Origin of the sequence: Pseudoalteromonas rhizosphaerae (assembly GCF_028885455.1) — a bacterium.
GTDB lineage: Bacteria > Pseudomonadota > Gammaproteobacteria > Enterobacterales > Alteromonadaceae > Pseudoalteromonas > Pseudoalteromonas rhizosphaerae.
Genome location: NZ_CP118496.1, coordinates 2,031,936 through 2,056,339, shown reverse-complemented (window position 1 = coordinate 2,056,339; position 24,404 = coordinate 2,031,936). Strand labels below are relative to the sequence as shown.

13 protein-coding genes and 3 pseudogenes are annotated in these 24,404 nt (G+C 40.8%); 10 read left to right on the top strand and 6 right to left on the bottom strand.

Annotated features, from left to right (window positions below):
- Nucleotides 1-182: 182 nt before the first annotated feature.
- The 5 genes and pseudogenes from PVK79_RS08735 to PVK79_RS08715 form a co-directional block, all read right to left on the bottom strand.
- Nucleotides 183-407: pseudogene (locus tag PVK79_RS08735) on the bottom strand (alpha/beta hydrolase family protein); the annotation flags it as partial.
- Between the two features lie 71 nt (nucleotides 408-478).
- Nucleotides 479-703 (bottom strand): annotated as a pseudogene (locus PVK79_RS08730) (alpha/beta hydrolase family protein); the annotation flags it as partial.
- Nucleotides 704-774: 71 nt separating this feature from the next.
- A pseudogene (locus PVK79_RS08725) lies at nucleotides 775-999 on the bottom strand (alpha/beta hydrolase family protein); the annotation flags it as partial.
- A 71-nt stretch (nucleotides 1,000-1,070) separates the two neighbouring features.
- Complete coding sequence (locus PVK79_RS08720; RefSeq protein ID WP_145234259.1) at nucleotides 1,071-1,283, bottom strand: alpha/beta hydrolase family protein; 213 nt, start codon at nucleotides 1,281-1,283, stop codon at nucleotides 1,071-1,073.
- 83 nt (nucleotides 1,284-1,366) lie between these two features.
- Nucleotides 1,367-3,820, bottom strand: coding sequence for a S9 family peptidase (locus PVK79_RS08715; protein ID WP_257327034.1), 2,454 nt, complete (start codon nucleotides 3,818-3,820; stop codon nucleotides 1,367-1,369).
- Nucleotides 3,821-3,994: 174 nt separating this feature from the next.
- On the opposite strand from PVK79_RS08715, the gene PVK79_RS08710 reads away from it, so the two are divergent.
- From PVK79_RS08710 to PVK79_RS08690, 5 genes are all read left to right on the top strand, one after another.
- Nucleotides 3,995-5,002 (top strand): LacI family DNA-binding transcriptional regulator, encoded by a 1,008-nt coding sequence (locus tag PVK79_RS08710; protein WP_145234263.1) that lies wholly within the window; start codon nucleotides 3,995-3,997, stop codon nucleotides 5,000-5,002.
- Nucleotides 4,999-6,219: a glycosyltransferase gene (locus PVK79_RS08705; RefSeq protein ID WP_182734026.1), complete on the top strand. Its 1,221-nt coding sequence runs from the start codon at nucleotides 4,999-5,001 to the stop codon at nucleotides 6,217-6,219. Before PVK79_RS08710 ends, PVK79_RS08705 begins: the two co-directional genes overlap by 4 nt.
- Nucleotides 6,220-6,336: 117 nt before the next feature.
- A complete protein-coding gene (locus PVK79_RS08700; RefSeq protein WP_149980016.1) occupies nucleotides 6,337-7,563 on the top strand; it encodes a threonine/serine exporter family protein in 1,227 nt (408 codons plus the stop codon).
- A gap of 800 nt (nucleotides 7,564-8,363) precedes the next feature.
- Nucleotides 8,364-10,922 (top strand): TonB-dependent receptor, encoded by a 2,559-nt coding sequence (locus PVK79_RS08695; RefSeq protein WP_257326973.1) that lies wholly within the window; start codon nucleotides 8,364-8,366, stop codon nucleotides 10,920-10,922.
- Between the two features lie 319 nt (nucleotides 10,923-11,241).
- Entirely contained in the window at nucleotides 11,242-12,561 is a 1,320-nt protein-coding gene (locus PVK79_RS08690; RefSeq protein WP_182730908.1) for a TonB family protein, read from the top strand.
- Here PVK79_RS08690 and PVK79_RS08685 read toward each other — a convergent pair.
- A complete protein-coding gene (locus PVK79_RS08685) occupies nucleotides 12,542-14,695 on the bottom strand; it encodes a winged helix-turn-helix domain-containing protein (protein WP_182730909.1) in 2,154 nt (717 codons plus the stop codon). The two genes, PVK79_RS08690 and PVK79_RS08685, sit on opposite strands and share 20 nt — an antisense overlap.
- A gap of 157 nt (nucleotides 14,696-14,852) precedes the next feature.
- Here PVK79_RS08685 and PVK79_RS08680 point away from each other — a divergent pair, with 157 nt between their 5' ends.
- The 5 genes from PVK79_RS08680 to PVK79_RS08660 all read left to right on the top strand — a co-directional run bounded on the left by PVK79_RS08680 (nucleotide 14,853) and on the right by PVK79_RS08660 (nucleotide 24,164).
- Complete coding sequence (locus tag PVK79_RS08680) at nucleotides 14,853-17,474, top strand: TonB-dependent receptor (protein WP_257326971.1); 2,622 nt, start codon at nucleotides 14,853-14,855, stop codon at nucleotides 17,472-17,474.
- Nucleotides 17,475-17,566: 92 nt separating this feature from the next.
- Nucleotides 17,567-19,615 (top strand): alpha/beta hydrolase family protein, encoded by a 2,049-nt coding sequence (locus PVK79_RS08675; RefSeq protein ID WP_182759438.1) that lies wholly within the window; start codon nucleotides 17,567-17,569, stop codon nucleotides 19,613-19,615.
- 230 nt (nucleotides 19,616-19,845) lie between these two features.
- Nucleotides 19,846-20,271: a hemerythrin domain-containing protein gene (locus PVK79_RS08670; protein ID WP_145234283.1), complete on the top strand. Its 426-nt coding sequence runs from the start codon at nucleotides 19,846-19,848 to the stop codon at nucleotides 20,269-20,271.
- A gap of 307 nt (nucleotides 20,272-20,578) precedes the next feature.
- Nucleotides 20,579-22,903, top strand: coding sequence for a TonB-dependent receptor domain-containing protein (locus PVK79_RS08665; RefSeq protein ID WP_182757424.1), 2,325 nt, complete (start codon nucleotides 20,579-20,581; stop codon nucleotides 22,901-22,903).
- 250 nt (nucleotides 22,904-23,153) lie between these two features.
- On the top strand, nucleotides 23,154-24,164 hold the full coding sequence (locus tag PVK79_RS08660; protein WP_145234287.1) for an alpha/beta fold hydrolase: 1,011 nt from the start codon (nucleotides 23,154-23,156) through the stop codon (nucleotides 24,162-24,164).
- The last annotated feature ends 240 nt before the right edge of the window (nucleotides 24,165-24,404 follow it).

Sequence of the window (24,404 nt, the reverse complement as noted above, 5' to 3'; positions counted from 1 at the left end):
AGGTAGTAATTTCCAACTCTAACTACGTTGAATTTACTTGCCTTTGCTCTCTAACTAATAGCTGTAGTGATGTACTGAATATCAGGTTGTAACTCTGCGCAATAGAAAAAATTTATAAAATGCTTAAAATTGTGAGGGGCACTTTTTGGCATAAAAAGCGCAGCATAATCCGCGCTTTCAATTTACTCTGATACAGAAGGTTCAGTATTTGCTTGAGCATCGTTTGCAGGAGCTTCGTCAGTTAACAAGTATTTATCCAGCCATTGCTCTTGCTCCCAAAGCACATGCAGTAAACTCTTGCGAGCACGGTAGCCGTGAGCTTCGTAAGGTAACATCACTAAACGCGCTTCTTTACCTAAACCTTTTAGCGCAGCGTACATACGCTCGCTTTGCATCGGGAAGGTGCCGTGAGATTAAGGGTGGGTCTTCATCCCCATATAATTAAATCAACAAGCGCGGCATAAACCGCGCTTTGAATTTATTCTGTTAAAGAAGGCTCAGTATTTACTTGAGCATCGCTTGCAGGAGCTTCGTCACTTAACAAGTATTTATCCAGCCACTGCTCTTGTTCCCAAAGCACATGCAGTAAACTCTTGCGAGCACGGTAGCCGTGAGCTTCGTAAGGTAACATCACTAAACGCGCTTCTTTACCTAAACCTTTTAGCGCAGCGTACATACGCTCGCTTTGCATTGGGAAGGTGCCGTGAGATTAAGGGTGGGTCTTCTTCCCCATATAATTAAATTAACAAGCGCGGCATAAACCGCGCTTTGAATTTACTCTGATACAGAAGGTTCAGTATTTGCTTGAGCATCGCTTACAGGAGCTTCGTCAGTTAACAAGTATTTATCCAGCCACTGCTCTTGTTCCCATAAAACATGTAATAAGCTTTTACGGGCACGATAACCATGGGCTTCGTAAGGTAACATCACTAAACGCGCTTCTTTACCTAAACCTTTTAGCGCAGCGTACATACGCTCGCTTTGCATTGGGAAGGTGCCGTGAGATTAAGGGTGGGTCTTCATCCCCATATAATTAAATTAACAAGCGCGGCATAAACCGCGCTTTCAATTTACTCTGAAACAGAAGGTTCAGTATTTGCTTGAGCATCGCTTACAGGAGCTTCGTCACTTAACAAGTACTTTTCGAGCCATTGCTCTTGCTCCCAAAGCACATGCAGTAAACTCTTGCGAGCACGGTAGCCGTGAGCTTCGTAAGGTAACATCACTAAACGCGCTTCTTTACCTAAACCTTTTAGCGCAGCGTACATACGCTCGCTTTGCATCGGGAAAGTGCCGTGAGATTAAGGGTGGGTCTTCATCCCCATATAATTAAATCAACAAGCGCGGCATAAACCGCGCTTTGAATTTATTCTGTTAAAGAAGGCTCAGTATTTACTTGAGCATCGCTTGCAGGAGCTTCGTCACTTAACAAGTATTTATCCAGCCACTGCTCTTGTTCCCAAAGCACATGCAGTAAACTCTTGCGAGCACGGTAGCCGTGAGCTTCGTAAGGTAACATCACTAAACGCGCTTCTTTACCTAAACCTTTTAGCGCAGCGTACATACGCTCGCTTTGCATTGGGAAGGTGCCAGAATTCGGGTCTTCTTGGCCGTGGATCATTAACATCGGCTCGTTAATTTTTTCAGCATGAAAAAACGGTGACATATTGGCGTATACATCCTGTGCTTGCCAAAAATCACGTTCTTCTCCTTGAAACCCAAACGGTGTCAAGGTCCTGTTATAGGCGCCACTGCGGGCAATACCGGTTTTGAATAAATCACTGTGGGCTAATAAGTTTGCTACCATAAAGGCCCCATATGAGTGGCCTGCAATGGCGATTTTATCTTTATCTGCAATGCCTTTTTCGACCAGCACATCTACCGCAGCTTTGGCACTTGCAACTAACTGCTTTCTAAATAAATCATTTGGCTCTTTACCATCAACACCGACGATTGGCATCTTCGGATCATCAAATACAGCAATACCTTTTGCGAGGTAAGGCATTGGCCCCCAATAACCTATGTAGGTAAATTCGTACGGCGATTCACGTACTTGCGATGCAACTGCTTTATCTTTATATTCCAGTGGGTATGCCCACATTAATACAGGTAATGGACCTTGCGTTTTATCGTAACCTGGAGGTAAATATAGCGTACCAGAGAGTTCAACACCGTCATCACGTTGGTAACGCACAAGTTCTTTAGTCACCCCTTTAAACGCCGGGTATGGATGCTCAAAGGTAGTGAGCTGAGTCAGAGTGTCGGCATCTAAATCGCGAATAAAGAAGTTAGGTTGTTCGCTCTTAGATTCACGAATAGTAATTAATCGCTCACCTTCATCATCAAGCATGGCAAGAACTCGCTCGTAATATGGCGCTTTTGATTGCCATAAACGTTTGGTTGTATTGGTCTTAATGTCGTACTGATCTAAAAATGGCACATTCCCTTGCTCTGACGCACCATCACCGCGCAAAAATATATAACGTCCACCAACCACTTTAATAACGTTTACACCGAGATCATTTCGCTCATAAATAGCGTCGCCCGGATCTTTATAAGCATCGTTATAGCTGCGCTGTGAAAACAATACGCGGTTATTATCCGCATCGCGTGGTTGGATCACATAGGTACGTAACTGGCGATCACTAAAACGCCACTCGGTTAAAAACGCAACGTTTTCATTCGCCCACTCAATACCTGAAAAACGTCGTTCTAGTTTAGCAAATAGTTTTGGTTCACGTTTAAAAGGTGAGCGTAAACTATATAGATGATCATGATACGGCACATCGGTTTTCATATCGCCGCCATCTTGCGCCTGCGCCCAAATGAGTTCGGCACCTTGGTCATCACGCCACTGAAAATCACGACGACCCGTTCGCACACTGTCATAACCTTGTGGAATGTTGTCGGCCAGTGGCTGTTTAGACAATTGCGCTAACGTATAACCACGCATGCCAAGCACCTGCCACGTTGTCGCAAAGCGGCTATAGGGTACTTGATACGAAAATGGTTCGTCGATAGTGGCTACTAAAATATTGGTTGAATCAGGCGAGATCGAAAATGATTTAAATAATGCTGGTTTGCCAATCGATAACGCAACACCGCTCAGAGGAATATAAGTTAATTGACCTTGGCCGTAAAACTTAAACTGCAACTCATCAAACGGGCTGGTTAATAAATTTTGGTAAGTCCGTGCTGGCGCTTTTTGACCGCTACTTTGTTGAATAACCGGCACAACGCTATTTGCATCACTAACTAATTTCGGCTTGCCAAGGTTAACCGCTTGGTTAGCAACAATTGCCGTGCTATCTGGTAACCATTGATAAGGGGTGGCTGTTAGCACTGAATTAAGAGCCACAGTTGACAACTGACGTGCTTGTTTAGTTTCGGCGTTATACACCCACAATTGCGCCTGAGTTGGTTGCTCAACAATAAACGCTAAATATTCGCTATTACTTGACCATTTAGGTGAGCGGATCACCCCTTGAGGTAAATTATTAACGGTAATCACAGCGCCAGTCGCAATATGTTTAACTTGTAACGCACTAAATTTAGTGCGAGGACGTGAGCGTGAAAAGTTTGCCGGGTTTAACTTTATACCCGCCAATTTCAATTCTTCTTTTGCTAAATCATCTAATGTTTCAATACGTTTTCGCTCAAACAGCGCTAACCATTGACCATCAGCAGATAGGTAGCTACTCGGTGCTAATTTAGCATCAACCAGCGCGGCTAAATCACTTGATGGGGTTTGATACCCCTGCGCGCCATGGCTAAAATGACTAAAGCCAACACTCAATAAGAGGGCGAATAAAAGCAGCATGCTTTTCATAGTGTATCCTTGGTATTTTTTATTAATTCCTGTATATAAACATGTTTTGCAACATTCATAAAGTTTTTACGATTCTACCTTCAATAACGCCGATAGATGACTTATTAGCTCAAACTGCGTTAAACTGGATCCTTCGTTCAAGCAATTGCTGACGCATACATTAAAATGAAAAAAAAAACCGATAAAATAACTATTTTTGACGTTGCCAGAGAAGCACAAGTTTCTAAGTCAACGGTGTCGTTAGTGCTTACACACAGTGACAAAGTCAGTGATAAAAGCAAAGAAAAAGTATTGCATGCCATTGATAAGCTTGGCTATGTATATAATAGAGATGCGGCAGCACTGAGAAGTCGCCGCTCTAATTTAGTGGCGTTAGTTATTAATGACTTAACTAACCCTTACTCTGCGCAAATAGCGGTAGGACTTGAAAACCATATACATACCCTTGGCATGCTGCCGATGTTAGTGAACACCGCCGAAAGTGTGGAGCGCCAAACACAAGTTGTTAAAACACTCAAAGAATATAATGTTGCCGCATTTATCATGTGCCCTGCCCCGGGAACTACCCAGCAGTGGGTTGATGAACTTATCAATAGTGGTTTCCCGGTCATTCACATTATGCGCGAAGTGCCTTTTTGTGCCGCCCCGACAATATTACCGGACAATAAAAAAGGCACTCATCTAGCCACTAGCCATATTTTACAACAAGGTATTGAGGATATTGCTTTTATAGGTGGAACTAATGATATTTCTGATCATCATGAACGTTTAAGTGGTTTTCACAGTGCCTTAAAGCAATTTAATATCCATCAAGACAAACCAACGATCACCGCCGCCACGAACCGTCAAGGCGGGCGCGATGCCTTTGCTACGTTGTATGCGCAATACCCTGCGACTAAAGCGATTATTTGTTTTAATGATGTTATTGCATACGGTGTCGTCGAAGCCATTCGCCAACATGGTTTGATCCCCGGTAAAGATATAAAAGTAGTCGGTTTTGATGATTTAGCTGATTCATGTTTAATGTCTCCATCATTAAGCAGTGTCACCATAAATGCAGACGATATTGGTAAACATACTTGCCAAGTACTGCAAGAATTACTTAATCAAGGCACCCCTGCGGTGCGCACTTTAGTCGATGTTCATCTGCAAGTAAGAGCTTCAAGTCAATGAAAAAAGTCTTAGTAATTGGCTATGTATGGCCAGAACCAAATTCATCAGCGGCCGGCACTCATATGATGTCGCTATTAAAAGCGTTTAAAAATGAAAATTGGGCGGTTGAATTTGCCAGTCCCGCACAAAAAACCGAGCATATGGTTAATCTGGATGACTACGGGATCAGCAGCGCAACTATCGCCCTTAATTGTGCAAGTTTTGATGAATATGTTATCAACTACGCCCCTGATATCGTCATGTTTGACCGTTTTATGATGGAAGAACAATTTGGCTGGCGAGTAGATAAACATTGCCCTAACGCAGTAAAAATCCTTGATACTGAAGATTTACAATGCTTACGCAATGCCCGCCATGAAGCGCATAAAGGCAACCGAGCATTTAATCATAGTGATTTACATTCTGACATCGCCAAACGAGAAATAGCCGCTATTTTACGCTGTGATTTAAGTTTGATTATCTCAAGTTTTGAAATGCAATTACTTGCTGATGTATTTAAAGTCGACAGTAACTTATTGCATCATCTGCCTTTTATGGTCGATTTAAGCTCACTCCCTGAACAAACTAAATCGTTTGAGCAACGCCAACACTTTATGACCATAGGTAATTTTCGCCACGCCCCAAACTGGGATGCAGTGTTGTACTTACAGCAAATTTGGCCGCTGATCCGTAAACAATTACCGCAGGCTGAGTTACATATTTATGGCTCTTACCCACCACCAAAAGCCACGGCACTCAATAACCCTAAAACTGGCTTTTTAATTAAAGGTTGGGCCACTGATGCTTATCAAGTAATGGAAAGTGCGCGTGTGTGTATCTCACCGCTGCGTTTTGGTGCTGGCATTAAAGGAAAGCTGTTAGAGGCGATGATCATGCAAACACCCAGTGTTACAACGACAATTGGTAGTGAGGGCATGCACCATGATTTACCTTGGAGTGGTGTGGTTGAAAATGAGCCACAGCAATTTGCCGATGCCGCTGTGGCACTGTATCAAAATAAAAGTTTATTTACGCAGGCACAAACAGCCGGTAATACGATATTAAAAACGCACTACGACAAACAGCTTTTATCTAATAATTTAATCATTAAAATTCAATCAATTAAAGAGCAATTGCAAGCTCACCGCGAAGCAAATTTCACAGGCCAAATGCTCAAACATCACACAATGCGCAGCACTCAATATATGGCACAGTGGATTGAAGCTAAAAACAAATAAAAAAAACTAGACAGGCGGTGATTAGTGTTTAAAATTCCCGCCAAACTAGGTAGGCAAATTTAGATGTATTGTCTATATTTTTTAACTGAATAATTTAAATTTTGGCTCAATACAAATTTGAAAACCGCAACGTTTACAGAAAAGCGCAAATTTATCGTTAAACTGGGTAAGATGCTTCATAAGTATGGTACCCCAGCTTATAGACTCGAAGCTCACTTAATGGAAGTGGCTACTTACCTTGATCTTAAATCTTCATTTGTAATGTCACCCACTTCCGTAACTTTTGTGATTTGGACAGATGGCCATGAAGATGAATATACTCACGTTGCCCGTGTTGATCCTGGTGATCACGATTTAGGGTCGTTAGCCGATACCGATGATCTGGTTAATAAAATGCTCAATGGCGAACTCACGCTACAAGAAGTTGACGTTCAACTCGACGCCATTTTTATTATGCCAAATCCGTATAATCGCTTTACCACAGGGGTTGCCTTTGCTACCTCTGGCGGCGCATTTGCAATGCTGATGGGCACCAGCTGGAATGACGTATTTTGGTCAGCGCTACTTACCTCTGTCGTTTACTTATTTGTACTGTGGTCAGCGCGTTCAAAACGCGTAGGCCATATGTTAGAGCCATTAGTGGCGATAGTCTCGGCTATTTTGGCCTGCGCTGTAAGCGTGCATTTAGACGTCGGGATTAATATTCGTTTAGTGGTATTGTCTGCGATTATTGTGTTTATACCCGGGCTTGCATTAGCACTGGGCCTAGCAGAACTTGCAGCGCGGCATTTAGTTTCTGGTACAGCGCGTGTGATGGATGCTTTTATGCTGTTGTTTAAACTGTATTTTGGTGCCTTCATCGGCATTGCGATTGGTTTTGCACTATTTGGCCAAGCCGATTTCGTACAACCTGACCCTTTACCTAAATGGACGGCTTGGTTGGCAATCTTTTTACTCTGTAGCAGCTTAATCGTTATTTTTAGAACCAAACTAAAACATGCTACATGGTCTATCGCCTCTGGCTTTATCGCTTATGGCAGCAGTATTGGCTCTGCGATGTATTTAGATTACACCTTAGGAACATTTGTAGGTGCATTTGCGGTGGGTGTATTTAGTAACCTATTTAACCGCGTAGCAAACGCTCCTGCCTCAATTGTTGCCATGCAAGGCTTGATTGTATTAGTTCCAGGTAGCAAAACTTACATAGGTCTAAACTCATTAATTGAAGGGCAAGACTTTGTGTATGCTGAGCACATCGGCCAACAAACCTTCCTAATATTTATGTCATTGGTGGCTGGATTAATCTTTGCCAACGTTGCACTCCCACCGAAAAAGAGTTTATAAAGCAATTAAGTGTCTAGCCTGCTAGGCGCTTAATTTAAAAGTAAACGTGAACCTATTGCTCTTAGTTACTTCCCTATCGTGAAATCTTAACTCGCCGTTAATGAGTTGCTAAAAAACTCTGCGATCAACTCTTCTTAAGTATCAAACCTTAAAGGGTTATAATACCAATCGACTTAAATATTTAACCATTCTAGCGAGCTAAATGGTCAGTAACTTAACACGATTGGTATAAGCACTTTCAATAAATCTAAGATAATCAGATCCGTCCTGCATCAATCTTTATAATTTTCCCACTCATTTTTAGCCACAAAAATACGCTCGTAATTAAACGTTCTAAATAAACGTCGGGTGTACTAATGCCAATAATCTTGTTCAATTACCTTTTCCCTTTCATTTTTTAATCCACTAGTTGTGAATTGTAAACATTAAAGTCACAAAATAGATTGAGTAAACTTAATTTATTAAAAAACAAAAATAAATAATAAATTTAAACTATTGATATAAATAAATTAAAAAGCAAACTGCATCATTTTATTTTCAATTTTGTCACTTTCACAACTATTCATCCAAATTCAAGACTCTATTTTTAAAAAGGCGTTTAATAGAGGCACAAACAAAGCTGGTACAGGTTACTTTTACAAATAAAGGTAGCCATAAACTAATCTCCCTTAGTTGCCAGCTTAAGTTTGTAGACAGCGTCTTAAATGTAATTCGGATCTTAAAAGTGAATACATAAGTACGAATAACATATACACAATCTGATACAACAAAATAAAGTTTTGATTCAAGGGGAATCGAGGATGTTAAAAGTAAAAATAAATAAGCTATATTTAGCAGTTAGCGCATCACTTATTACATCGGCATTGAGCTTACCTATGGTAGCCCACGGCGCCGAGCTTAAAAGCACAGATGAAGTTGAAGTAATCCAAGTTCGTGGTATTCGTGGCAGCGTTGTTAAATCGCTAAATACTAAACGCTATTCAAATGCCATAGTCGATGCAGTAACTGCGGAAGATATCGGTAAATTCCCCGATCAAAATGTTGCAGAATCACTGCAACGCATAACTGGCGTATCTATTAGCCGTAACTTTGGTGAAGGAGAACGTGTTAGTATTCGTGGTACGAGCGAGAGCCAAAACCGCACATTATTGAATGGCCAAGCTGTTGGCTCTGCCGATTGGTGGACAAACTCTGCCGCAAGCCGTGGTTTTAACTACACGATGCTGCCCTCTGAAGTTGTATCTGGATTAGAAGTTTATAAATCACCTGAAGCCGACATCGATGAAGGTTCTATAGGTGGAACTGTTATAGTACGAACTCGTAAGCCGCTTGATTTAGAAGCGAATAAATTTGCCGGCTCAGTACTTGCTCAATACAGTGAAATTTCAGGCGAAACCGACCCACAACTCTCTGCAATGTACAACTTTAAAACTGAAGACGAAACCTTCGGTGCACTTATTTCATTGGTTCGCCAACAGCGTAATTTGCGCCGTGATGGTATTGAATCATGGAGCTGGGCAAAACGTGATATCACCTTAGAAGATGGTACTGAGTACAAAGACGTATACAGCCCAGGCGGTGGTGGTTCTGCCATGTTTTTACAAGAGCGTATCCGTACCGGTATCAATTTAGCTGTGCAGTATCAACCTACTGAGCAATTAGATTTAACCTTCAATGCCCTTGATTCGACCCTTGAAGCAAATAATGAAAATCAAAACTTTCTTTGGCTGCCTGGTTACGGTGGCTCACAATACACTGATGTCACATTAATAGAAAATGATCAAGTTGGTACTATGCTCGTTGGCGGGACTTTAGGGTTATCACCGACGGCTAATAATATTCTTGATGAGACCAAAGTACGTAACTCTGAAATCAACACTAAGTCATACGATTTAAAAGCGGATTACCAAGATGATTTATGGTTGACCAGTGTACATGTTGGATATACCGAAGGCAGCGGCGGTTCGCAAGCTGATCGCAGTGTTGGTTGGGAAGGTAACTATATACATAGTTTCGACACCTCAAATGTAGAAGATGTCCGTACTAGCTATGGTGCAGATCCAGCTGATGGTAAAAACTGGGATCTAGGTTTTTTACGTTACGATAATAATAATGCCAAGGATGATGAAACTTACCTACAAGTTGATTTTACGCGCCCAATTGACATCGCTGTCTTTAGTAAAGTTAAGTTTGGCTTAAAGTACCGAGACCATTCACGTTTTAATACTAAACACACCACTGATAACCGCACCGATTTGGGCTGGAACTTAGCAGACTATTCGCTATCAATGCCATCAGATTATTTATCAGGCCTAGGCTCTGACGGTACACTGAGTAATTACGCAATCACCGACTCAGATAAAGTTCGCCGTGAAGGTGATGCTCTTGATTGGAACTACCGTGTACTCAAAGCGAGTACCTTTGAGGTTGAAGAAAAAATTACCGCAGGTTATATCAAAGCAGATATAGATGTTGAAGGTATGCGCGGTAACTTAGGTGTTCGTTTGGTGCAAACTCAGCAATCAACGGCAGCCTATGTAGGTGAAAGTGGCTCGGAAGTATGGACCAATGATGACCGTGACTATTTTGATATTTTACCGAGCATCAATTTAGCAATTGATTTAGATGACGATGTACTACTGCGCTTCAGTGCAGCACGTGTTATGTCGCGTCCAGATTATGCATCAATGACTCCTTCAACCTCTTATAACCTCGAAACACAGACAGGCAGCGGTGGTAACCCTGATATAGACCCATATCGTGCAACCCAGTTTGATACTGGGGTTGAATGGTATTTCAGTGACGCAGGTTTATTCTCAGCTGTTGTATTTTACAAAGATATTCAATCTTTCTTAGATGTTTCACCAAATCTTGAAATACATGAAGGTGTTGAGATCTTAGTAAACCGCCCGACTAACGGTCGATCGGGTCGTATCCAAGGTCTTGAACTTGGTTATCAACAAGAAATCCTTGATGGTTTTGGCTTAAATGCTAACTACACATTTGTCGATGGTGAAGCAAAAGATGCAGATGGCAATGATACGATTATTCCAGGTAACTCTGAACACACAGTCAATTTAAGTACTTACTATGAAACAGAAACCTTTAGTACCCGTATTTCATATAACTTCCGTACTGGTTACAACTCAGGCCAAGGCCATGGTTATGTTGATGATTATGGTCAGGTGGATGCGAACTTTACCTATAACGTAAACGATAATCTAGCGCTTGTGTTAGAGGCAATTAATTTAACAGACGAGCATACCTTTAGCTATCAAGAAAAAGGTGTGCAACAAGCACTGACCGGTGTTTACGCGGATGGTCGTCGTTTTGTAGCCGGAGTACGTTTTAACTTTTAATATCCATTTTTGTCGAACTCCAAGCTAACACAGGTATTCGACTCTCGCCAAGGACGGCATCGCCCCTATGCCCAGGGGTTTAAAGCAGGTAGTCATTTGACTGCCTGCTTTTTTTCATGCTTAGGAAATTACCATTATTAGTAGCACAAAGGCGCTAGTAATAATAAACAAAACAAGTACAATCAATAGGTAAAAAAGTTACTCGATCAACATCGGCGAAGCATAATACGTGTCAGAAAGCACAGTTAGTCATTACAGTAAACAAACAACAAGATTTTGTCGTTACAAATTCTTAATTGTATTGCTTTGCCTATTTTTTGTGTTCCAGACTAAAGCTGACTTACTGAGTGCAACTCTCGATTACCATCAGGGAAACTTCAACGATGCGAAGCGCGAATTCCAACAATTAGCCTATTTGGGTAATGCCGATGCAATTTACAATATTGCTGTTATGCATTTACATGGCCAAGGGGTTGAAAAAAATAAAGCCCAAGCCTATGCCTGGTTTAGTTTAGCGGCAGATTTTGGCTTACTTGATGCACGCGATACTGCAATGCTGATAGCCAGACAGAGTAACAATCAACAACCTCTTGATGATGCCTATAATGCACTGCTAAAACAACTCAGCTTTCAGTGGTATGACCGACAATTACGGCCAGAGTTAAACGCCAGTCCAGCCCCTCATGCGAGTCCACAACGTAGCTATACTGTAGAGCCAAAATACCCAGAACATGCCTATAAAAATGGTATCGAAGGCTGGGTCTGGTTAGAGTTTGATATTGATAAAAGCGGCGCAGTAACAGATGTTTCCTTAATTGATTCATACCCTGAAAAAACCTTTGATAAAGCCATTATCAACGCAGTTAAACGTTGGAAATATCAAGGTGATAGCCAAACATTGCCCTATTACAACCGTTCTCTACTGTATCACTTTACGACCTATAAAGGTAAACAGTATGAACAAAGCTTCAAAAGCCAACAACGTGAATACAATGAAAAAATTTCAGACTTAATTGATGCCGCCGAACAAGGTAACGCCTTAGTGCAATATTATATTGCCAATTGGCTAAGTTCTGACGACTACAACGCAACTAGATTATTGAAATATCACTGGCAACAAGCAAATGCTAACAGTGAATTACTACTGCGTTCAGCTGTCAATGGCTATGCTAATTCGCAATATCGTATTGGCGCAAATATGCTTCGCGGCGAGTACGGTAAAGTTGATCGTGAAAAAGGATTGAATTGGATTGTGCTCGCAGCACAAAGTGGCTTTGCTAATGCGCAATACCGTTTAGGCCGAGAGTTACTCAATAGCCAACATGTGGATTATGCGCCTAATAAGGCCTTAAAATGGTTAAAAGCTGCAGCAGAGCAAGGCTTGTTTAGTGCCAAACGCGATCTCGCCTTATTGCTTTTTGAGTTAAAAAAGCCCGCCCAACAAGTAACTGCCGCCTTAAATTCAGCACTGATAGATGATAGTGAACACCCACAATTATTATTACTAAAAGCGCGAATTCAAGCTGCTAGTAATAAACCGCAACACGCTAAAAAACTGGCTAATAGTGCTCTAAAAGAAGCGAATGCTCGTAACTGGGATCAAAGCCGAATCAAACAATTTATGGCGACACTACCTTAACTGCTTTGTGTAATAGAATATCAGTTTCAATGCCATCCACTTGACTAAATACCACTTGACGCCCGTCTGTTGAACTACTGATATTTAAATTAATATCAATGTCGTAACCATAAACACCAAGCTCTTTTATAAACACATTACGCTTTTGCTCTGTTAAATAACAATACAGCAATAATTGATGCCCTTGACGGAGTACATAATAAATACCATGTTTAAATACCGCAGGCTTAAATAACTCAAGTGATGGCAATAATTGCGCTAATGGTAATTGCTGCTCTAACACCGCTGATAGATAAGTTCGCACGTGTAAATCATGTTCTAAATACGAGCTATTAAGTTGCCACAATGGATGTTCTTCGTCTAAGGTTTCAAACTTAACGCTATCAGCAACCAATGAGTTACTCATCTGCTGAATATCATAACGCCAATCTTGCCATTGTGCCTGTTCATTCGTGCTTTGTTGCTTTTTAACTTGATAATAAATACTGTGACTATCTGGCGACCAATGCACTGCATTAAGCTGCTCAAAACCCGAAATTATTGGTACTAAGCGCCGCGAAAAAGTATTGATCAAATACACATTTTGTTGCTCGTCAGCCAATAATACGTTGTCACCATTAGGAGAAAAAAGCAGGTATTTTGGCGTAATATCACTGGGCAGAGTAGCGATCAAGTTCGCGGTTTTACGTTGTTTATGCTTAAGCCATACTTCTATATGAGTAAAGCCCGTGATCCCTCTGCGCTGTAATGAAATAAACGCGCTTTGCTGCCCGTCGGGAGATACCGCAGGTAAAATATCCATTCGTGCCGACGATGACAGTTGTACAGCATTACGGATCTGAGGCAAATCCTGAGTAAAATCGAGTTCAATTTGATACAAATTAACGCGCGCTTGTCCTTCAGCATGGGCAATATCGCCTGTTTGCGGGTTAACCGCTAAATCGGCAACAAAGCCTAGCGGTTGGTGAACTAGTTGTTCATTACCTTGATAGTCATAACGGCGTAATGCATCATCCCCGAGCCAATAATAATTGTCTTCACTGTCAAATAATAACGGCGCATGACTATGACGACTGCGCTTTATTTCAGTACGCTTAAGTGATTGTGTTAAATCAACTTCACTAACGCTAAACCAGCCTTGATCTTTTTCCAGTAACAGCATTTTATTATGCTTGTTAATATCAAAAGTGATTGGTTTAAAATCCCCTACGATTTGCTGCTCTAATAAAGTTGGCGTAGGTGTAAATGCTAAGGTATATTTTACTAGCCGTGGCTGCTCATCCTGCCAATGAGTGGTATAAATCGTATTCTCATCAACCCAATGTAGTTTGGTTGGGCCGTGGCGTTGTTGGCAGCGGGTCAATTTAAACTCGGGACTCAAACGCCACGTTTCAATTGCGTTAGATACAGGGATCACCCGAATATCGCAGCTCAGTGGATCATATCTAAAATATGCCAGCCATTTACCATCAGGAGACCATACTGGCGCTTCTTCAGAATAACCTGAGTTTTTAATACTGTGGACAGTTTTACTTTGTTGATCATAAACCGCCAAATCAAACTGACTTTGCTGCTCGTTTGACTGGCTAAACGCTAAATATCTACCATTTGGGGAATAACGTAAAAATACTTCTGCACCAGGAGCTGAGGTGATCCGTGATTGATACTCATAATTTAAACTCGGCGCTTTAGGTGCAAGTAAATACTGACTAATAAGTGTAATGATGGTGCCAAAAATTAATCCAAGCGTAATAAATAAAACGGATGTACGTGGCGTTGCTGGTGTGACTTTGTCTAATAATGTCGGGGCATCGCTTACTTGTGCTATTAATTGATAGCCAACTCGCGGGACAGTTCTAATAAAGAGCGCGGTGTTTTTATCATCCTTTAAACTTTTACGCAGTTGGGTGACCAGCTGGCTCACCGAGTTATCACTGACCACCACTTCTGGCCAAATCTTATCCATAATTATATCACGAGGAACCGCTTGGCCTTGATGCTCAAGTAATAATTTTAGCAACATCAATTGCTTTGCTTCAACCGCGCACCAACGCCCTGCCACTTTCACTTTTAAGGCAGTAAAGTCAACGAGTACATCATTAAGTAATAACTGTTTTAGCTCGGGTGTTGGCATCGTTCGTTTTTTACACACGTTAATCTATGGTTAAATAAGCCAAGAAGGCGTATTATAAGCAAGTACAGTAAATCATAACATAGCCCGCAGCTAAGCACTTATCTTATAAGTACTTAGCTGCAGCATAATTTTTAATGTCGCTTCAACTGGGTCGAATATGCCGATAAAAGCAGTCAATTTTGTTAACATGACGATTCTCTTCACACTCTGCTCATTTATGAGTATGGCAAATCCCCCTGTTACCAGCGACGAAAAAAAATTAGAAACAATTCAAATTAGGGGCTTTCATGACAGCGCTATCAAAACACTGCAAGATAAACGTGATAGCCAATCAATCATAGAAGCAATTAGTGCACAAGATATTGGTAAGTTCCCAGATAAAAATGTTGCCGAAGCATTGCAACGTATTACCGGAATTTCACTATCGCGTGCACAAGGTGAAGGTGAGCGTGTCGGTGTCAGGGGCACAACACCTGAGCAAAATCGTACTTTTTTGAATGGCCAAGCCATTGCCTCGGCCGATTGGTGGATCTCAACTCAGCCAAACCGAGGTTTTAACTACACATTATTACCTGCTGATTTAGTATCTTCGCTTGAAGTTTATAAAACCCCGCAAGCAGACCATAACGAGGGGTCACTCGGTGGCTCTGTCAATATAAAAACTCAGCGTCCATTGCATACCGAACGTAATCATTTTGTTGCCAACGCACAAATACAATACAATGATTTATCTGGCGAGTTTGACCCACAACTGGCTGCATTTTATAACTGGACTAATCCAGATAAAAATTTTGGTGCTCTGATAACTTTCACGCGTAATCAACGTTCATTGCGTCGTGATGGTCTTGAATCTTGGGGTTGGCATGAGCAAAACTTCCAACAAAATACAGATGGTACGCTCACAGCAAGTGACGATAACACCGCAGATATAAAAAATATTTGGACACCTGGCGGAGGTGGCTCAGCTATTTTCCAGCAACAACGTATTTTGACTAGTGCAACTGCGAATTTTGAATATCAACCAAACTTAGATTGGAATATTCAACTTAATACCTTGTATTCAGTACTTAATGCCGATAACAGTAACCAAAACTTTTTATGGCAACCCAGTAGCGTGTTTGCCAGAGGTGGCCATATCAGTGATGCTCGTATAAGTGATAACACATTAACTTACGCCCGCTATTCACAAGTGCCTGAGCAAAATGCACAAAACCTGCCTTTTAGTACTGCAATGGAAGCTATTTGGCGAGAATCTGAAATAAATACCAGCAGTGTGCATTTAATTGTCAGTCAACAAGCACACCTTTGGCAGAACCAATACCAAATTGGTTTTACCAAAGGCGGTGGTGGCTCTAAGCAAGATCACACATCGCAATTTTCCGCCAATACTGCTTTTAGCGTAAACACCACTGAGCGTAAAAATATTATTGCCAATTATGATGTTTCTCCCCTTGATGCACAGGCTTGGCAACTGACAGAAGCACGTAACGACAGCCAAGATTCCAATGATCAAGAGCTCTATTTACAAGGTGATTTTGAACGCGCAGTTGATCATTCTATCATCAGCGCGATTAAAGTAGGTGCAAAATACCGCGACCATCAACGCGATTTTATTCGTTACCGTTCATTCAATGGCGCATTTGATGGTATAGCTCAACAGCTTGATTGGACGTTAGCGGATTACCCTGCTAGTTTTCCCCATGGCTTTTTGTCCGATATTGGTGATCAATATACCCTCAGAAATTATAGCTTCGCCAATATTAGTTCGTTATCAAAAGACTTCCAAACTATCGACTTTATAAAACAACAAGAAAAAGCTAGCAGATTTGATATTCAAGAACGCACCACCGCAGGTTATGTTAAATTGATGCTAGATGGTGATGACTACCGTGCTAACCTTGGCGTAAGGCTTGTAAATACTAGGCAAGACGCTGGTGCTTATAAACGTATTGGTTCACCAGTTGAACAACAAGAAAGTTTTGCATGGCAGCAACATAATAAAAATTATGTCGATATATTACCCAGCGCCAATATCAGTATTGATTTGAATGAGAACCTGATCGCCCGTATCAGCGCCGCACGCGTAATGTCACGTCCTCAGTATAATCATTTAATGCCTTCAACTAATTACAATGTCACTCAAGCACAGGGTCAAGGAGGCAATCCTGACTTAGACCCCTATCGAGCCAATCAATTTGATTTAAGCGTTGAGTGGTATTTTAATGATGCTGCCCTCCTTTCTGTGGCGTTATTTAATAAAGATGTCGAATCATTTGTTGAATTTAAACGTACCATTGAACAACATGAAGGCATTGAAATGACCATTGACAGACCAATCAATGGCAGTGGTGGTACTATTCGCGGTGTTGAGATTGGCTATCAACAAGAGCTTATCTATGGTTTTGGCTTGATCACCAACTATACGTTTGTTGATGGCGACCGAACAGATAGCACATCAGCGCGCGACGATTATGTACCCGGCACCTCAAAACACACTATTAATCTAACCAGTTATTATGAAAATGATTGGCTAAGCTCACGCTTGGCGTATAACTATCGCACACATTTTGCCACGGGTGTGGGAGAGACTATGATGGATGATTTTGGCCAACTTGATGGTAGCGTCACTTTTAAAATATCTGATAGCCTTGATTTTGTTATTGAAGCGATAAACCTCACCGATGAGATCACTTACCTTTATGAGCGTAATGAATATGCGCCAACGGGCATTTATCAAAATGGCCGTCGCTTTTATGTTGGTGTGCGCTACAGCCATTAGCCGACAATGTTTGCCTATTAATCGCATATTTTAGCATTTAAGGTACACCTTGTTATAATCCTTCGATAATTAAAACATGCGAAGGAAAATTCATGATAAAAACTAGCCTAGCACTGGCTCTTGGACTCTCAAGCTCACTGGCATTTGCAGCCACATCGCTTACTGTAGAAGATATCCCTAAAATTCAGTCAGTTATTCAAACCAGCATTAGTCCAGATGGTGACAATGTTGCATTTACCCGCTCAGTGCCACGTGAATTATACGTCGACGAGAATGGCGCCAATTACAGCGAACTCTATGTCGTCGATGATGAAGGTGTCGAGCGTCCTTTCATTACCGGCTCTGTAAGTATCAAGAGTATTCAATGGTCAAACGATAGCAAAACGATCTACTTTTTAGCAAAACTTAAAGACGACAAGTTTACCGCGTTATATCAAATTCCAGTGGATGGTGGTCAAGCGCAAAAAGTACTATCGCTTAAAGACACATCAATTTCTAGCTATCAGTTAAGCCCGAATAACAAACAACTCGCTATTTTAGCTATGCCAGCGGCTGATAAATCTGAAAAAGAGCTAAAAAAATTAGGCTTTATGGCTGAGGTGTATGAGCTAGGCTTAAAAGATAAACAACTATTTATTGTCGATTTAGCCAAAACAGATAAACCTCTGACACCAACAGCGCTTAACGTTGCGAACTATGTAAGTGATGTAAACTGGGCCGCAAAAGGCGATAAGTTATTAGTAAAAACCCAGCCTACAGCGCTAATTGACGACAAATACACTAAATCACAATGGCACTTATTTGATATTGCGACTAATCAAGTGACGATGTCGTTTGCTACTGAAGGTAAATTAGACAGTGCTGAACTGTCTCATGATGGTCGTTACATCGCAATTCTAGGTGCCGAAGATAAGCATGATCCAGCAGCTGGTCGTTTATTTTTAGCTGACACAAAAACAGGTGAAGTAAGTGATTGGTTACCTAATTTCATGGGTCATATCGTTGATTTTGAATGGTCACATAAACGCAACACGCTTAATTTTATTGCCAATGTAGGTACGCAAAGTTTTGTCGCAAGCATTAAAACCGGCTCTAATAAATACAAAAAAATTATTAATGAAGGCCAATTTATTGCATCAAATCTGAGTATTTCTGATTCAGATAAAACCTTAGCGCTACGTGCAAACACTGCAAAGCACCCAAATGAAGTATTCATTATTCGTGGCTCTAAAGCACAACGTTTAACGGATTCAAACAACTGGTTGAATGACAAACGTTTTGCTAAGCAAGAAACTATTTCACTTAAGGCCCGCGACGGTGTTGAGATTGATGGCATATTAGTCTACCCATTAGATTATGAAAAAGGCACGCGCTATCCATTGATCATGTCAGTGCACGGTGGCCCTGAAAGCCATGACAAAGACGGTTGGGTAACAAACTACTCGCGCCCAGGTCAAATGGGGGCTGCACGTGGTTATGCAGTCTTTTACCCAAATTACCGTGGCTCTACAGGTAAAGGCGTTGATTATTCAAAGCTTGGTCAAAACGACTATGCAGGTAAAGAGTTTGACGATTTAATTGACTTTAAACAGCATCTTGTTGAAATGGGCTTAGTTGATACTAAACGTGTTGGTATTACGGGTGGCTCTTATGGTGGTTATGCATCAGCATGGGCCGCAACAAAATTAACTGAACACTTTGCTGCGAGCGTAATGTTTGTAGGTGTTACCAACCAACTATCTAAATTTGGAACTACTGATATTTCCAACGAAATGAATCTTGTGCATGCACGTTCATACCCATGGGATAAATGGCAGTGGTATTTAGAGCGCAGCCCTATTTACTGGGCTGGCCAGTCTAAAACACCATTACTGATCATGCATGGTAAAGATGATCCTCGCGTACACCCTGCACAATCAATGGAACTGTACCGTTATATGAAAGTACAAGGCAAAGATGTACGCCTTGTATACTATCCAGGCGAAGGTCATGGTAACCGTAAAGTAGCCGCGCAATATGATTACAGTTTACGTTTAATGCGTTGGATGGATAACTATTTAATTGACGGCAAAAAAGACATGCCAGCATTCGAGATTGACCATGCAGGCAAGTTAAAAGCGGTAAAAGACGCCAATAAATAACTCTCTTATTTTGTGTAAATATGCTTTTAGGCCAACATTCATGTTGGCCTTTTTGCTTTTGAATAACAATGTATATGGATGTAATATAAAGACCTAACTCGGTAATTTTTACAAGAAAACATCCTAACAAGCTAAAATATAAAAATTAAATCAATATATTACAACAACTTAAAAGTTGGCTTCCGTCTTGCAATATTCATTGTAATTAATGAGTAAAGCAAGGAAAACCCATGAATATTTTTGAAGCACTTCGTAATGATCACGATAAACAACGTTCGCTTGTCGATGCGCTGATAAAAACCCAGGGGGAGTCACCGAATAGACAGTCTCTTATGGATAATTTAAAACATGAGTTAGTAGAACATGCTAAATTTGAAGAGCGTTATTTCTACAATCCTTTGATGTTTGATGATTTAACCCATGAAAAAGCCCGTCATAGTATTGCAGAGCATCATGAACTTGATGAATTGATTGAGCAACTTGAAGAAACTGATATGAGCTCACCAGCGTGGCTTGTGACCGCTAAAAAATTACATCATCTTGTACATCATCATCTTGCTGAAGAAGAGCATGAAGTATTTCAACTAGCCGGTAAAGCGCTAACCGAAAGTCAAAAAGAAAGTCTAGCCGAAAAGTATAATGATGCGATGAGTTAACTGCTATATGTGCCCGCTTTAATTTATAAAGCTCTCTAAATAGCTACAACTCTATACCATTTGCATTTATTAGGCACCTCTAACACGGTCAATACTTGGCTAAGCAAATACTCTTAAATTAACTAAGCCCGGCATCAAACGCTGGGTTTTTTAATGCTCATGCTCCATCCCCACCTTTATTTAATATGAAAATCATTCATTGAATGTAAATATTTCGCAATTGAATATGCAACTGATAATTGTTATCATACCCACCTTAGTTGCTTATTAGATTAATAATCTTTATTCTTGTCATGAAGGAAGTACAATGAAATCCCGCCCGCTTTATCTGGCCTCACTGATCAGTGCATTATTAACATCAACAACACTTATTGCTGATGATGACACAGCTGAAAATATGGAAGTGATGGTTGTCACCGCTTCTGGTTATGAGCAAAAATTAATAGATGCACCTGCAAGTGTCTCAGTTGTCTCTCGCGAAGATCTACAAAATAAGCCATTTACTAGCCTTGCTGATGCGCTTCGTGATATCGAAGGTATCGATGTTGGTGCCGGACAAGATAAAAACGGTAATATTAGTATTACCATGCGTGGTTTACCCGCAAGCTATACTCTAGTGCTTATTGATGGCCGCCGTCAAAGTGACGTAGGTAATATAGGCCCAAACAACTTTGGTAACAGCCAATTTATGTATATGCCGCCACTTGAGGCTATCGAGCGAATTGAAGTCGTTCGTGGCCCAATGTCCACTTTATATGGCGCTGATGCAATCGGTGGTGTAATCAATATTATCACTCGTAAAAATCTTGATAGCACCCATGGTAGCGTCACGGTAAGCAGTAATATCCAACAAGACGATCAATACGGTAACGATAATAAAGTCGATATATATTTGACCGGACCAAGCGGCGTTGAGGGATTAACTTACGGGATCCGTGGTAGTTTTTATGACCGTCAAGAAAGTGAGCCAACTTACAGCGAAAGTTTACCACTTCCAGATGGCAGCATGTGGGTTGATGATGGTAGCTTTGGCGATAAAAAAATCGTTGCAGCACGTAACTGGAATGCCGGCGCAACAATAAACTACCTGATCAATAATCAGAATGAAATCACCTTTGAGTACGACATAGCCAAACAGCGTTACGATAACACCGAAGGTCAAACAGGTACGTTAGATAGCCCAGTCAGTTTATGGCGTGTTAGCAAAGGCATTGTACAGCCACGCGTTGGTTATACTCCATATCAACGTGTTGAACGTGAGCAATTTGTATTTGCACATGTTGGTCGATACGATGTTGGTACGCTGACCAGCAGCATTACCCAAAGCAGCAGTGAAAACTTTGGTCGCTCATTACCTCTTAATGTACAAGAGCGTTTAGGTGTGCAGGCCATTTGGGACCAAGCAGTACAAGATCAAGGCATCGACAAGCCAGAACTAACGGATGCAATTTACGCTCAACTTGATGAGACTTTTTTACCACGCCCAATGCGTACACTAAAACTTGATAACTTAATTATTGATACTAAGTTTGAATCAAATATAGATAACCACTATTTTGTAGTAGGCGCACAATATTTTGATGCCGAAATGGAAGATGGTGTATTTGGTATGTACGGGGATGGCTTCCGTGAAGGTACGACTCAAGATCATCGTCAAACAGCTGTATTTGCTGAAGATAACTGGGAAATTACCACAAATCTAACTGCAACTTTCGGCGCTCGTTATGATCATCATAATATCTTTGGCTCACAAGTTAGTCCTCGCGCTTATTTAGCCTACTCTCCTGCTGATGAATGGACTTTCAAAGGTGGTATCAGCACAGGTTACAAAACCCCAGAGCCAAACCAACTATTCTCTGGTATTACAGGTTTTGGTGGCCAAGGTACTAAACCTTTTGTTGGCACGCCAGACTTACAACCAGAAACCAGTGTAAACTACGAAATGGCTGCTTACTTTAATGGCAGTGATAGTTTTAGTGGTAACGTAACGGTGTTTTACAATGATTTTAAAGACAAAATCATTAACCAAGATAACTTACCAAACTGTGAAGTGGCCATAGCTGATGAACCTTGTGTTGAAATTGGCGCAGGTTGGGCTGGCATCGGTAGCACCACCTTTACGCAAGCTGCTAACGTAGATAAATCAGCTACTCGTGGTGTTGAAATTGCTGCTAATTGGCAGATTATTGAACAGTTGTCACTACGTGGGAACTTTACTTACACCGATAGTGAAGTGAAAAGTGGCCGTGATGAAGGACTACCTTTAGTTAATACACCTAAAAATATGTATAACTTAACGCTTGCATGGCAACCATTGGATGATTTGAGTATTTCACTTATTTCTGAAATCCGCAGCGATCGTTACCGTGGTACGGCAAATGTGTCTGGTCCACAGGGCCCTGAAACACAAAAGCTCTACTACAAAGCCTATGATCTATATCATTTAGCAGCAAGTTATAAAATTAATGATAGCCTAGCATTAAATGCCCGTATTAATAATCTGTTAGATGACGACTTATCAAGCCGTACTTGCTTATTAGCAACCTCAGAGGAAGAGTACGAATGTACATCTGATTACAATACCACCCAAAAAGCACGCAGCTTGTGGGTATCAATGAGTTACAGTTTCTAGAATAAGAAGCTATAAAAATAAAGCCCAGCAACAATGCTGGGCTTTTTATTATTACGATTTAACCGTGCCTTTTATACTTCATCACCCAACACAGATTCGTGGCCGAAGCAGATTAAAGCGTATACTCAATAAGGGTTACCGATGAATAAGCAAAGGAAGCCTTAACTTATAGTATTAAATTTTAGAGTTTATTCGCTTAGTATGTGAAGATATGTTTTGACAGATTTAATTTAAATCATTGAGGGATCTTATGTATAGAATATGGCTATTAAGTTTATGTTTTGTCTTCGGTATTGCAAATGCACAAGCGCCGCAACCACTGAGTTATGACGCATTATTAAGCAACTATAATTACGATTTCGACGTTGACTATTTTAACCTTGACTCACAAGGGCTGTCGTTAAAAATGGCGTATATTTACTTACCTGCAAAGGCTGGTAAACCCGTTATGACTTTAATGCATGGTAAAAACTTTAACGCTCATTACTGGACTGAAACTGCACTATTGCTACAAAAACTCGGTTATGGCGTGCTGATACCTGACCAAATTGGTTTTGGAAAATCATCTAAACCACGAGATTATCAGTTCTCTTTTGCAGCCTTAGCTAGTCACACCCATGCTTTAATGAGCCAACTTAATATAAATAAATCAATTGTATTGGGTCATTCTATGGGCGGTATGCTGGCAAGTCGCTTTGCGCTTATGTATCCACAAACAACCCAACAATTAATTTTACTCAACCCTATTGGCCTTGAAAATTACCTGCAATATGTTGATTACAAAGACACTAACTTTTTTTATAAAAATGAGTTAGCTAAAACACCTGCCGGGGTAAAAGCATACCAGCAAAAAAATTACTATGACGGAAAATGGAATAACCAATTTGCTGCTCTGACGAATTTTATCACCGGACAAATTCAAGGCCCAGATAAAGAGCTAGTAGCGTGGGTTAACGCAAAGACATACGACATGATTTTTACTCAACCCGTTATCACCGAGTTTAAAAACTTCACCATGCCTGTTTCACTAATTATAGGTACAAGAGACAGAACAGGACCTGGCCGTAACTGGAAGAAACAAGGAGTAGATTATGAACTTGGCCGCTACGATCAATTAGGTAAATCAGCCGCGGCATTAATTCCTCACAGCCAACTATTTGAACTGACTGATTTAGGTCATTTACCCCATATTGAAGATTTTAAGCGCTTTAAAGCTGTATTGTTAAAAGTCTTAGAAGCAGGCTCAAAGCCACTAGAGTAATATTTAGGCAGTTCAGCTGTTAAAGTTATTAACTGCTGGTTTGATTACTCAACGCTGACCTTTGAAAACCAATTAATAAACATAAATGCCTACTATTAGATACCTTTGAGCGATAACAGAAAAATATTGTTAATTAGCATGTGGATTTACTTTTAATATTTTGATGGCACTAAAAAATAACAACTCACTGATATTATTAGACTAAAACTCTATCTCCATTAATATATTGCTATTCTGAAG